The organism is Rhizobium herbae (genome assembly GCF_019511375.1).
Classification (GTDB): Bacteria; Pseudomonadota; Alphaproteobacteria; order Rhizobiales; family Rhizobiaceae; genus Pararhizobium; species Pararhizobium herbae_A.
Window position 1 is genome coordinate 20728 of sequence record NZ_JAEUAO010000005.1, and the last position, 12665, is coordinate 33392.

The window sequence follows — 12665 nt, forward strand, 5'->3', positions numbered from 1 at the left end:
ATGATCCTTTTTCCCGCCATCGACCTCAAAGACGGCCAGTGCGTGCGCCTCAAGCTCGGCGACATGGAACAGGCGACCGTCTACAATCCGGACCCCGGCGCTCAGGCGAAGGCGTTCGAGGACCAGGGGTTCGAATGGCTGCATGTGGTCGATCTCAACGGCGCCTTTGCCGGCGAGACGGTCAACGGGGCGGCCGTCGACGCGATCCTCAAAGCGACCAGAAATCCGGTGCAGCTCGGCGGCGGCATCCGCACGCTCGATCATATCGAAAACTGGCTGTCGCGCGGGCTTGCGCGCGTCATTCTCGGCACCGTTGCCGTACGCGACCCGGCGCTGGTGATCGAGGCCTGCCGGAAATTCCCGGGCAAGGTCGCCGTCGGCATCGATGCCAAGGGCGGCAAGGTGGCGGTCGAAGGCTGGGCGGAGGCCTCGGAACTGGGCGTCATCGAGCTGGCCAGGAAATTCGAGGGAGCCGGCGTTTCGGCAATCATCTATACTGATATCGATCGCGACGGCATCCTCACTGGTATCAACTGGGCGTCGACCCTGGAGCTGGCAGACGCAGTATCGATCCCGGTCATCGCGTCGGGCGGCCTTGCCTCGATGGGCGATATCCGCCGCATGCTTGAACCCGACGCAGTGAAACTCGAAGGCGCCATTTCCGGCCGCGCGCTTTATGACGGGCGCATCGATCCGGCCGAGGCGCTGGCGCTCATTCGCAGCGCGAAAGGAAAAGCGGCATGACTTCAAAAGCCCGTGTCATCCCCTGCCTCAATGTCAAGGACGCGCAAACCAGGAAGGAGGCCGTCCTATGACCCTCAAGGCCCGTGTCATCCCCTGCCTGGACGTCAAGGACGGCCGCGTCGTCAAGGGCGTCAGCTTCGTTGACCTGATCGATGCCGGCGACCCCGTCGAATCGGCCAAGGCCTATGATGCCGCCGGTGCCGATGAACTCTGTTTCCTCGACATCACCGCCTCCTCGGACAACCGCGACACCATCTTCGACGTCGTGGCGCGGACTGCGGACCATTGTTTCATGCCGCTCACCGTCGGGGGCGGCGTGCGCACGGTTGCCGATATCCGCAAGCTGCTGCTCTCCGGCGCCGACAAGGTCTCGATCAACTCGGCCGCGGTGAAGAATCCTGATTTCGTCGCCGAGGCGGCCGACAAGTTCGGCAACCAGTGCATCGTCGTCTCGATCGATTCCAAGAAGGTCTCGCAGCCCGGCGAGGAAGACCGCTGGGAAATCTTCACCCATGGCGGACGCCAGGCGACCGGTATCGATGCTGTCGGCTTTGCCGAAAAGATGGTGGAGCGCGGTGCCGGCGAGCTGCTCTTGACCTCGATGGACCGCGACGGCCAGAAGACCGGCTACGACATTGCGCTCACCCGCACCATTGCCGACCGCGTTTCCGTGCCGGTCATCGCCTCGGGCGGCGTTGGCAATCTCGACCACATGGTGGAAGGCATTCGCGACGGGCATGCAACGGCGGTACTTGCCGCCTCGATCTTCCATTTCGGCACCTATAGCATCGGCGAGGCCAAGCGCTATATGGCAGAGCATGGCATCGCCATGCGGCTGGACTGAGCGGCAGGACGGAAACAGATGAGCGACTTTTCCCTTTCCAGCCTCGAGGCGATCGTCGCCGAGCGTGCCACGGCGTCGCCGGAGAACTCCTGGACGGCGAAACTGGTTGCCCATGGCCAGGCGAAGGCGGCGAAGAAGCTGGGCGAGGAAGCGGTGGAAACCGTGATCGCCGCAATCAGCAACGATCGCGCCAATCTGGTCGCGGAGAGCGCCGACCTGCTCTATCACCTTATGGTCGTATTGAAAATTGCTGATGTTCCGTTGCAGGATGTGATGAGCGAGCTCGAACGGCGCACCAGCCAGTCGGGCCTCCAGGAAAAGGCGAGCCGGTAGACAGTTCATGACCATCGCGGCAAAAGACCGGGGACCGGCCGACATTCCGGATCATTTCGGCAACACCGACTATTCCCCCTATCGTTTCTTCTCGGCCGATGAATGGTCCCGCTTCCGCGCCGACACGCCCTTGACGCTGACGGCCGACGAGGTCCAGCGGCTGCGCTCGCTCAACGACCCCGTCGATCTCGACGAAGTCCGGCGCATCTACCTGTCTCTGTCGCGGCTTCTGTCGGCCCATGTCGAATCCTCGCAGATGCTGTTTGCACAGCGGCAGCGTTTCCTCAGCATGTCGGGCGAGGCAAAAACGCCGTTCGTCATCGGTATTGCCGGTTCGGTCGCCGTCGGAAAATCCACCACGGCCCGTATTCTCGCCGAACTTCTCTCGCGCTGGCCATCCAGCCCGAAGGTCGATCTGGTGACGACCGACGGTTTCCTCTTTCCCAATGCGACGCTGCTTCGGGAAAACATGATGGACCGCAAGGGCTTTCCCGAGAGCTATGACATAGGCGCGCTCCTGCGCTTCCTGTCGGCGATCAAGGCCGGCCAGCCGAACGTCAGGGCGCCAAGCTATTCGCACCTGACCTATGACGTGCTGCCGGACCAGTTCCAGGTCATCGATCGGCCTGATATCCTCATTTTCGAAGGTATCAACGTGCTGCAGTCGCGCAACCTGCCGGCAGACGGCAAGATCGTTCCGATGGTCTCGGATTTCTTCGATTTCTCGATCTATATCGACGCCGAGGAAAGCCTGATCCACAGCTGGTACGTCGATCGTTTCATGCGCCTGCGCCAGACAGCTTTCCGCAATCCGGATTCCTTCTTCAAGCGCTATGCCGAGGTCAGCGAGGAGGAAGCGCTCTCGATCGCCGAAGGGCTCTGGCACAACATCAACCTGAAGAATTTGCGCCAGAACATCCTGCCGACCCGGCCGCGGGCCGACCTCATCCTGCAGAAGGGCCCCAATCACCTCACCGAGACGGTGGCGCTGCGCAAACTGTAAGGCTCAGACGGTGACCCGGCGAAGCGTCAGGTTGATGCGGCCACCGTTTTTCAGCAGCGTCGAGGTGTTGGGGTAGATCTTATCGACGCCGTGGAACGCAAGGCGCCCCTCGCCGCCCAGCACGACGACATCCCCGCTCGATAGCTTGAACGACAGGGTTTTGTCACGTCTCTCCCGCCCGCCCACACGAAACAGGCAGCTATCGCCGAGCGAAATGGACACGACCGCCGTCTCAAGATCCTGCTCGTCGCGATCCTGATGCAAGCCCATGCGGGCATCCCCGGCATAGAAGTTGACGAGGCAGGCCTCTGGTTCCTTGGGCGAGCCGGAAACCGCGCGCCAGATGTCGAGAAGGACGGCCGGCATCGGCGGCCATGGCTTGCCGGTAACGGGGTGCTCATGCTGATAACGATAGCCGCGCTCCCTGTCCGTCACCCAGCCGAGCGCGCCGCAATTGGTCATCCGCACGGACAGCGGCTTTCCGGTCTTGGGCATCGCCGGCACAAACAGCGGAGCCTCCGCGACGATGGCGCGAATACTCTCGACCATCGCTTCCTGCTTCTCGCGATCGAGAAAGCCGGGGATATGGCGAATACCCTGGGGCAGGCTGCGCATGGAAAAGCCTATTCCAGGCCGAGCACCGCGGGCGGCACGCCATAGCGCTGCTGCCAGGCTGCATAACCGACATCCGTCGGGCCGACCATGTGATCGATCAGATTCCACCGACCGAACTGGAAGGTCGCCAGGCCATAGACCGTCAGTCCGTCCATCATGTCGGATTCTCCCGCAAAACCGGTTCTTTCCGGATCGATCGCACCGCCGCCCGGCCGTTGCGGTTCGACCTGCACAAACGCCCAGTTCGGCGATACGCGCATCGTCGTCACCACGAATTCGACTGGTCCGCGCATCTCCGCTTCAACGGCGGGACGAAGGGTATCGAGGATCGCCGCCCGCTCCGCCGATCCCTTTTCCGGCTCACGAAACGGCTGGCCCAGCGCGGTTCCGCTCCATGCCGCCACGAGGGCAAAGCAAAGAAACAGTCGATTTGCCCTGGGCGCATCGTCATCACCGCCAATGCCGAATTTCTTTCCGGCATTCTTGATAAAGCTGAACAGACCCATGGCATTTCTCCCTTTATGGCTCCAGCCTGGCAGCGTGCGGTGAGGCGCAAAAACAAGGCCGGCGTGTAAGATGCGCTCATTCGTTTTCGGGACGGCCGCGCATCTTCTTGACTTCGCTGCGCCCGGTCTTTTCCTTCAGGCGGCGCTCGATCGAACCCTTCGTCGGCCCGGTCTTTCGCCGCGGCGGCGGCGGGGGCTCCGCCGCCTTGAGGATCAGCTCCTTCAACCGCTCGCGCGCATCCTCGCGATTGCGCTCCTGGCTGCGGAAGCGGCTTGCCTCGATCATCAGGACACCGTCCTTTGACACTTTGCGACCGGCGAGCTTGATCGCATTGTTGCGCACCCGCTCCGGCAAGGCGGGCGATGCCTTGATTCCATAGAAAAGCTGGACGGCTGTCGAGACCTTGTTGACGTTCTGCCCGCCCGGACCGCCAGCCAGCACGAATTGCTCCGTCAGCTCCCAGCCGGCGATGACGATGTTGTCGTTGATGTAAAGCGGATCGCTGGCCATGACGTTCTTCCTTCCTCCGCTCTATCTCACAGGATGGCGAAGTTGAAAACGCATGAAGCGCCAGACAGACGAAAACCCGGCCTTCTCAAGCCGGGTTTCACGTGAATCATAGCCGGCGATTTAAGTCCGCCTGTCTTTTTTATTCCGCAGCGAGCTTGGTGCCCGGGGCAGCATCGCGGACGCTGCCATCAACATGGTTTTCGAACTTGGCGAAATTTGCAACGAACATATCCACCAGCTTGGTGGCCTGCGCGTCATAGGCGGCGCCGTCGCTCCAGGTCGAGCGCGGATCGAGGATCTTGCCGTCGACGCCGGGAACGGCCACAGGCACGGCGAAGCCGAAATTGCCGTCCGTGCGGAATTCGGCCGATGCCAGCGAGCCGTCAAGTGCCGCCGCAAGCAGTGCCCGCGTCGCCTTGATCGGCATGCGGCTTCCGGTGCCATAGGCGCCCCCGGTCCAGCCGGTGTTGACCAGCCAGCAATTGACGCCATGCTCGGCAATCAGCGTCTTCAGGAGATTGCCGTATTCGGACGGATGGCGCGGCATGAAGGGTGCGCCGAAACAGGTCGAGAAGGTCGCTTCCGGTTCCGTCACGCCCTTTTCGGTGCCCGCCACCTTGGCGGTGTAACCGGAGAGGAAGTGATACATCGCCTGATCCGGAGTCAGCCGCGCGATCGGTGGCATCACGCCGAAGGCATCCGCTGTCAGCATGATAATCGTGCGCGGATGGCCCGCAGTGCCGGTCTTGCTGGCATTCGGGATGAAGTCCAACGGATAGGCGCAGCGGGTGTTTTCGGTCAGTGAGCCGTCGTTGAAATCCGGCACGCGGTTCTCGTCGAGAACGACGTTCTCGAGCACGGTGCCGAAGCGGCGCGTCGTTGCGAAGATTTCCGGCTCGGCTTCGGCCGACAGCCGAATGGTCTTGGCGTAGCAGCCGCCTTCGAAATTGAAGATGCCGTCCTCGCCCCAGCCATGCTCGTCATCACCGATGAGCGTGCGCTTCGGATCGGCAGAAAGCGTCGTCTTGCCAGTCCCCGAAAGACCGAAGAAGACCGCCGAGTCGCCCTCCGGGCCGACATTGGCGGAGCAATGCATCGGCATTACCCGCTTCGCCGGCAGCAGATAGTTGAGCATCGTAAAGACCGACTTCTTCATCTCGCCGGCATAGGATGTACCGCCGATCAGGATGATTCCCTTGGTGAAATTGCAGGCGATCACGGTTTCGGTGCGGCAACCATGGCGGGCAGGATCGCCCTTGAAATCCGGCAGGTCGATGATCGTCAGCTTCGGCGCGAAGGTGATGAGCGCTGCCTTTTCCGGACGGATCAGCAGGTTGCGGATGAACAGCGAATGCCAGGCGAATTCCGTAACGACGCGGGTCGCAAGAGCGTTTTCCGTGTCGGCGCCGCCGATCAGGTCCTGAACGTAGAGCGATTTGCCCTTAGCATGATCGAGCATGTCCTGGTGCAGGAGCTCGAAGTGTTCCGGCGACATCGCATTGTTGTTGTCCCACCAGATTTCGTTCGCCGTATTGGCGTCGCGAACGACGAATTTGTCCTTGGGCGAACGGCCCGTATGCTGACCGGTCAGCGCCCGCACGGCACCGTGCGCGGTCAGCTGCGCTTCGCCGCGGCGCAGGATTTCCTCATAGAGTTCAGCAGTGCCAAAGTTATACCGAACCATGTCCAGGTTGGTGAAACCGATTGATTCCAGCCCAAGGGATGGGTTGCGAATGCCGAGTTCCTTCATGGTTCAGCTTTCCTCCGTGGTTTGCCGATAAAAGTAGAATGTTCGTGACATTAAAAGGCGCGGCTGGAAAAGACAAGGTTGCTGTCTCAAAAAATATAATAATTTCAGTATATTAATCGATTTAAAGGAATTTATTGCTTTTTTAATCGGTTGAATCAGCCCTTTCTGCGGCCCGTTTCTTCGGCGAAATCGCGCTTCCTGCAACCGTCGCATTGCTTTTGCATTTCACTTCGCCACAATTTGTTCCACCTTTATACTCAAGAACGCGTCGTACCGCAGCATGGCCCCGGATAGCCGGGCTGGCCTCGGAGGCGAAGTGAAATGGTGGAGCCCTATACGATGCAGACGATTGCACTTGTCGATGACGACCGGAACATCCTGACCTCGGTGTCGATTGCGCTGGAAGCCGAAGGGTACAAGGTCGAAACCTATACCGACGGTGCTTCGGCCCTTGACGGCCTGCTTGCCCGGCCGCCGCAACTGGCCATATTCGACATCAAGATGCCACGCATGGACGGCATGGAACTCTTGCGCCGCCTGCGCCAGAAATCGGATGTTCCGGTGATATTCCTGACCTCCAAGGATGAGGAGATCGACGAGCTGTTCGGCCTGAAGATGGGCGCCGACGATTTCATCACCAAGCCCTTCTCGCAGCGACTGCTGGTTGAACGCGTCAAGGCGATCCTGCGCCGCTCGGCCAACCGCGAAGCCGCGGCTGCGGCAAATTCCGGCGGCACCGCCAAGACCGCCGCCGATGTGCAGGCGCGTTCGCTGGAACGCGGCCAGCTATCGATGGACCAGGAACGTCACACCTGCACCTGGAAGAACGAGCCGGTCACGCTGACGGTCACCGAATTCCTCATCCTGCATTCGCTGGCGCAGCGCCCCGGCGTCGTAAAGAGCCGCGATTCCCTGATGGACGCGGCCTATGACGAGCAGGTCTATGTCGACGATCGCACGATCGACAGCCACATCAAGCGGCTGCGCAAGAAGTTCAAGATGGTCGACAATGACTTCGACATGATCGAGACGCTTTACGGCGTCGGCTATCGCTTCCGCGAATCGGCCTGACGAACGCCAAGCTGACACGGACGCGCGCCGGCGCCGCGGCCGACACTGGCATGGCTTGTCGCGGAACTGTATGATACGGCTCCGCGCCGGAGCGAACCCCAAACGGTTTTCGCCATAATAGCCATATCCGTTGATATGCAGGAGCCGCGCGAGCGGGAGTTGAAGGCTTGGTCGAAGTCTTGCGAAACATCGATGTGGAAGACAGCGACGCGAGAACCGCGTCCGACCGAAAGTGGGCGCATCCCTTCACGCTGATACGCCGCATCTTCGGCAATGCGGTGTTTTCGAGCCTGACGCGCCGCATCCTGTTCTTCAATCTCGTCGCGCTCGTCGTCCTCGTCGGCGGCATCATGTACCTGAACCAGTTTCGCGAGGGCCTGATCGATGCGCGCGTCGAAAGCCTGCTGACGCAAGGCGAGATCATCGCAGGCGCCATCGCGGCTTCCGCTTCCGTCGATACCAACTCGATCACCATCGATCCGGAAAAGCTCTTGGAACTGCAGGCAGGGCAGAGCATCACGCCGCTGCCGAGCGACGAGGACCTCGAGTTTCCGATCAATCAGGAGCGCGTCGCGCCCGTTCTCAGGCGGTTGATCTCGCCGACCCGCACCCGCGCCCGCCTGTTCGATGCCGATGCCGACCTGCTGCTGGATTCACGCCATCTCTATACCGGCGGACAGGTGCTGCGCTTCGACCTGCCGCCGATCGAACCGGAATCGGCGACGTGGTCCGAACGGCTGAACTCCTGGTTCAACCGTATTCTGCAGCCCGGCAACCTGCCGCTCTACAAGGAACCGCCAGGCGGCAACGGCTCCATCTATCCGGAGGTCATGAATGCGCTGACCGGCGTTCGCGGCGCCGTCGTGCGCGTCACCGAAAAGGGCGAGCTGATCGTCTCTGTCGCCGTTCCGGTGCAGCGGTTCCGCGCCGTGCTCGGCGTTCTTCTTCTGTCGACCCAGGCCGGCGATATCGACAAGATCGTTCATGCCGAGCGGCTGGCCATCATCCGCGTCTTCGGTGTCGCAGCCCTCGTCAACGTCATCCTCTCCCTGCTCCTGTCGAGCACGATCGCCAATCCGCTGCGGCGCCTCTCGGCTGCGGCCATTCGCGTGCGGCGGGGCGGCGCCAAGGAGCGCGAGGAAATCCCGGACTTTTCCTCCCGCCAGGACGAGATCGGGAACCTTTCGGTTGCCCTGCGCGAAATGACCACGGCGCTGTACGACCGCATCGCCGCGATCGAGAATTTCGCCGCCGATGTCAGCCATGAGCTGAAGAACCCGCTGACATCGCTGCGCAGTGCCGTCGAAACCCTGCCGCTTGCCCGCACCGACGATTCCAAGAAGCGGTTGATGGATGTGATCCAGCACGACGTGCGCCGCCTGGATCGCCTGATTAGCGACATCTCCGACGCGTCTCGGCTCGACGCCGAGCTTGCCCGCAGCGACGCCAAGGCCATTGACCTGGAGAAGCTGGTGGGCGATCTCGTCGATATTTCCCGGCAGATCCGCGGCGGGAAGAAACCCGTGCAGCTCAGTTTCGTCGTCGAGCGCAAGGACAATCCGAAGGCCCGCTTCGATGTCGCCGGCTACGAACTTCGCATCGGCCAGATCATCACCAATCTCATCGAAAACGCCCGCTCATTCGTGCCCGAGGAAGGTGGCCGTATCATCCTGCGCCTGACGCGAACCCGCAGCCGCTGCCTCATCTATGTCGAGGACAACGGCCCCGGCATCCAGGCGGAAGACATCGACCGGATCTTCGAACGTTTCTACACCGATCGGCCGGAAGGTGAGGATTTCGGGCAGAATTCCGGCCTTGGACTGTCGATCTCGCGCCAGATCGCGGAAGCCCATGGCGGCACTCTGAAGGCCGAGAATATGACGAACGCAAGCGGCAAGGTCGTCGGAGCGCGCTTCATCCTGTCGCTACCGGTCGAGACCAACACATGACGGAGGAGGCGGTCAATATTCACGCCACGGCCGCCGTTCTCGGGACCCGCGGTTTCCTGTTCGTCGGTCCCTCGGGCATGGGCAAGACGGCTCTTGCGCTTTCCTGTGTAGCGGCCGCACGAGCAAGCGGATTGTTTGGCGCGCTCATATCGGACGATCAGGTGCTGATCGCCGCTAGAAATGGCAGGATTGTCGCCCGCAGACCCGCATCCATCGCCGGTCTGGCGGAGATTCGCGGCGCCGGCATCGTGAGCATCGAGACCATACCCGCTGCCGTCATCGATTTCGCCATTCAGCCGGTCAAATCGCCGTTTGAACCGCGCCTGCCGCCCGAAAACGAGGTATTTGCCCTTCCCGCAGGCAATTTTTTGCCACTGCTGCGGCTTCCCTTTGGCGAGGGCTTGAATTCCTTCGAAATTTTGCGGCTTATTTTGCCTCGAAATGCCGGTTTTCAAGGGCAATGATGCCTTCAAAAGCAGCATTTCTGGATTTTTAACTTGCACTTCGCCTTTTCCTTGCCAAGATGGCCGCCCCGAAGGTGGACGAAATTGCTGCATTGCGATATCTGGACCATCGACGATTAGCAGATGCAGTTGGAGCGGAGACACCATGATCGGACTTGTGCTTGTCACACACGGCAAGCTGGCTGAAGAGTTTCGTCATGCGCTTGAGCATGTCGTTGGTCCGCAAAAGTCGATCGAGACGGTCTGCATCGGCCCCGAGGATGACATGGATCAACGCCGCCAGGATATCCTGGAAGCGGTCCTGTCGGCGGATGAGGGCAATGGCGTCATCATCCTGACGGACATGTTCGGCGGCACCCCGTCCAATCTGGCGATCTCGGTGATGCAGAGCGGCACCGTCGAGGTCATCGCCGGCGTCAACCTGCCGATGCTGATCAAGCTCGCCGGCGTGCGCGGCGAAAGCGACATGGACAAGGCACTCGTCGAAGCATCCGAAGCAGGCAGGAAGTATATCAATGTCGCAAGCCGTGTCCTCAGTGGCAAATAGCGAAGTCGCCGCCGTGGCCCTTTCCCGCGAATTGCTGATCATCAATAAGCGAGGGCTGCACGCCCGCGCCTCGGCCAAGTTCGTCCAGACGGTGGAAGGCTACGACGCCGAGGTTCACGTGTCGAAAGACGGCATGACCGTCGGCGGGACGTCGATCATGGGCCTGATGATGCTGGCCGCCAGCACCGGCTGTTCGATCTCCGTCGTCGCCAGCGGCCGCCAGGCCCAGGAAGCGCTCGACGCCCTCGACGCGCTGGTCGCCGACAAGTTCGGCGAAGAGATCTGAGCTTGCTCTTTTGTTCCGACGAGCCGGTTCCGCGTTCGATCGGAAATCCACCCGCTCGTGAGACATAAAGATATAAAGACTTCTTTATGTCCTGTTGCTCCCTTTCATGAATCCTGCTAGTTGAGAGCCAAACTTCGGGCCCTGTGCCGGAAGTGCGAATTTCAGCTGCCTGCCCGGATCATCGTCACTAGACCCGGTGCATGGCCTCAAGCCCGGAGAGCTTCATGAGCACGACGAACGACTATCTGGTTGCGGATATCGGCCTTGCCGATTTCGGCCGCAAGGAAATCACCATTGCCGAGACCGAAATGCCGGGCCTTATCGCCTGCCGCGAGGAATTCGGCACAACGAAGCCGCTGAAGGGCGCGCGTATCACCGGTTCGCTGCACATGACCATCCAGACGGCCGTTCTGATCGAGACGCTGGTTGCGCTCGGCGCGGAAGTCCGCTGGGCATCCTGCAACATCTTCTCCACCCAGGACCATGCCGCCGCGGCGATCGCCGCCAGCGGCGTTCCGGTCTTTGCCGTCAAGGGCGAGACGCTCGAGGAATACTGGACCTACACCGACCGGATCTTCCAGTGGGCCGATGGCGGCGTCTCCAACATGATCCTCGATGACGGCGGCGACGCCACCATGTATATCCTGCTCGGCGCCCGTGCCGAAGCCGGCGAAGACGTGCTGTCGAACCCGACCTCGGAAGAAGAGGAAATCCTCGTCGCTCAGATCAAGAAGCGGCTTGCCGCCTCCCCGGGCTGGTTCACCCGGCAGCGCGACGCGATCAAGGGCGTGACGGAAGAAACCACCACCGGCGTCAACCGTCTGTACCAGCTGCATGCCAAGGGCCTTTTGCCCTTCCCGGCAATCAACGTCAACGATTCGGTCACCAAGTCGAAATTCGACAACAAGTACGGCTGCAAGGAATCGCTGGTCGACGGCATCCGCCGCGGCACCGACGTGATGATGGCCGGCAAGGTCGCCGTCGTCTGCGGTTATGGCGACGTCGGCAAGGGTTCGGCTGCCTCGCTGTCCGGCGCCGGTGCGCGCGTCAAGGTCACCGAAGTCGACCCGATCTGCGCTTTGCAGGCTGCCATGGACGGTTATGAAGTCGTGCAGCTCGAGGACGTCGTCTCGAGCGCCGACATCTTCATCACCACGACCGGCAACAAGGACGTCATCCGCATGGACCACATGCGCGAGATGAAGGACATGGCGATCGTCGGCAATATCGGCCACTTCGACAACGAGATCCAGGTTTCCGCCCTGCGCAACCTGAAATGGACCAACATCAAGCCGCAGGTCGATCTGATCGAGTTCCCGAAGGGCAACCGCATGATTCTTCTGTCGGAAGGACGCCTGCTCAATCTCGGCAACGCCACCGGGCATCCGTCCTTCGTCATGTCGGCCTCGTTCACCAATCAGGTCCTGGCCCAGATCGAGCTCTTCACCAAGGGCGAGCAGTACGACAAGAAGGTCCACATCCTGCCCAAGCACCTCGACGAAAAGGTCGCCCGCCTGCACCTCGCCAAGCTCGGTGCCAAGCTGACGACACTTTCCGAAGAACAGGCCAACTATATCGGTGTGAAGCCGCAAGGCCCGTTCAAGTCTGAACACTACCGCTATTAATCCTTACCCGGATCATCCACAATATATGGTGGCCGCGATCTTGACACGAGATCGCGGCCTCTTTTTTTGCCTCGCCCTTCCAGACGAATCGCCGAAAGCGTATGTTTTTGGGACAATGATTCGTAATCAGCGTCGCGCAGGGATGTCTTGCCGTCAGCGGCAGGCAGCCCGAGACATGCCGGACTGCAATCGGAATTGAACGAGGTCCGTCCCTGACGGGATTTCGATTGAGCACGAGGTGGCGATTGGCAACCTTTACGACTGCGTAGTTCCTCAAAGCGGAATCGCTGCAGGGACAAATTATGCAGAAGATGGAACTGCTACAGCGACCTTTGCGCGTCTGAATGGGCTCGCTGCGCTGTAAGCGCCTTGGGCGCGCCTCGCCGAAAGGTCGGGGCACGCTTCAAGGTGTTGAAG

Annotated in this window: 14 protein-coding genes; 10 read left to right on the forward strand and 4 right to left on the reverse strand. The window is 61.0% G+C overall.

Annotation, left to right across the window (positions count from 1 at the left end):
- The 4 genes from hisA (at position 1) to coaA (ending at position 2924) form a co-directional block, all read left to right on the forward strand.
- Positions 1–744, forward strand: a complete 744-nt coding sequence (hisA, locus tag JNB71_RS19205; RefSeq protein ID WP_220373408.1) for a 1-(5-phosphoribosyl)-5-[(5-phosphoribosylamino)methylideneamino]imidazole-4-carboxamide isomerase — start codon at positions 1–3, stop codon at positions 742–744.
- A gap of 67 nt (positions 745–811) precedes the next feature.
- On the forward strand, positions 812–1588 hold the full coding sequence (hisF, locus tag JNB71_RS19210; RefSeq protein WP_220373409.1) for an imidazole glycerol phosphate synthase subunit HisF: 777 nt from the start codon (positions 812–814) through the stop codon (positions 1586–1588).
- A gap of 18 nt (positions 1589–1606) precedes the next feature.
- Entirely contained in the window at positions 1607–1921 is a 315-nt protein-coding gene (locus tag JNB71_RS19215; RefSeq protein WP_220373410.1) for a phosphoribosyl-ATP diphosphatase, read from the forward strand.
- A 7-nt stretch (positions 1922–1928) separates the two neighbouring features.
- Positions 1929–2924: a type I pantothenate kinase gene (gene coaA / locus JNB71_RS19220; RefSeq protein WP_220373411.1), complete on the forward strand. Its 996-nt coding sequence runs from the start codon at positions 1929–1931 to the stop codon at positions 2922–2924.
- A gap of 3 nt (positions 2925–2927) precedes the next feature.
- Here coaA and JNB71_RS19225 read toward each other — a convergent pair whose 3' ends face one another.
- From JNB71_RS19225 to JNB71_RS19245, 4 genes are all read right to left on the reverse strand, one after another.
- Positions 2928–3539 (reverse strand): alpha-ketoglutarate-dependent dioxygenase AlkB family protein, encoded by a 612-nt coding sequence (locus JNB71_RS19225; protein ID WP_220373412.1) that lies wholly within the window; start codon positions 3537–3539, stop codon positions 2928–2930.
- Positions 3540–3547: 8 nt separating this feature from the next.
- Complete coding sequence (locus JNB71_RS19230; RefSeq protein WP_223215926.1) at positions 3548–4045, reverse strand: hypothetical protein; 498 nt, start codon at positions 4043–4045, stop codon at positions 3548–3550.
- Between the two features lie 76 nt (positions 4046–4121).
- Positions 4122–4556: an alternative ribosome rescue aminoacyl-tRNA hydrolase ArfB gene (gene arfB, locus JNB71_RS19240; RefSeq protein WP_220373413.1), complete on the reverse strand. Its 435-nt coding sequence runs from the start codon at positions 4554–4556 to the stop codon at positions 4122–4124.
- A 139-nt stretch (positions 4557–4695) separates the two neighbouring features.
- Positions 4696–6306, reverse strand: a complete 1611-nt coding sequence (locus JNB71_RS19245; protein WP_220373414.1) for a phosphoenolpyruvate carboxykinase — start codon at positions 6304–6306, stop codon at positions 4696–4698.
- A gap of 339 nt (positions 6307–6645) precedes the next feature.
- Between JNB71_RS19245 and JNB71_RS19250 the strand changes: the two genes are divergently transcribed.
- The 6 genes from JNB71_RS19250 (at position 6646) to ahcY (ending at position 12248) form a co-directional block, all read left to right on the forward strand.
- Positions 6646–7377 carry a response regulator transcription factor gene (locus tag JNB71_RS19250; protein ID WP_220373679.1) on the forward strand — a complete coding sequence of 244 codons (732 nt, stop codon included), beginning with the start codon at positions 6646–6648 and terminating at the stop codon, positions 7375–7377.
- A gap of 167 nt (positions 7378–7544) precedes the next feature.
- The gene (locus JNB71_RS19255; RefSeq protein ID WP_220373415.1) at positions 7545–9326 is read left to right on the forward strand and encodes a sensor histidine kinase; all 1782 of its coding nucleotides are present in this window, start codon (positions 7545–7547) and stop codon (positions 9324–9326) included.
- Complete coding sequence (locus tag JNB71_RS19260) at positions 9323–9790, forward strand: HPr kinase/phosphorylase (protein ID WP_220373416.1); 468 nt, start codon at positions 9323–9325, stop codon at positions 9788–9790. The genes JNB71_RS19255 and JNB71_RS19260 overlap by 4 nt, the downstream gene beginning before the upstream one ends.
- A 145-nt stretch (positions 9791–9935) precedes the next feature.
- A complete protein-coding gene (locus JNB71_RS19265) occupies positions 9936–10337 on the forward strand; it encodes a PTS sugar transporter subunit IIA (protein ID WP_018327133.1) in 402 nt (133 codons plus the stop codon).
- Positions 10306–10623 (forward strand): HPr family phosphocarrier protein, encoded by a 318-nt coding sequence (locus JNB71_RS19270; protein ID WP_220373417.1) that lies wholly within the window; start codon positions 10306–10308, stop codon positions 10621–10623. The genes JNB71_RS19265 and JNB71_RS19270 overlap by 32 nt, the downstream gene beginning before the upstream one ends.
- 224 nt (positions 10624–10847) lie before the next feature.
- Positions 10848–12248 carry an adenosylhomocysteinase gene (ahcY, locus tag JNB71_RS19275; protein ID WP_220373418.1) on the forward strand — a complete coding sequence of 467 codons (1401 nt, stop codon included), beginning with the start codon at positions 10848–10850 and terminating at the stop codon, positions 12246–12248.
- Positions 12249–12665: the final 417 nt, after the last annotated feature.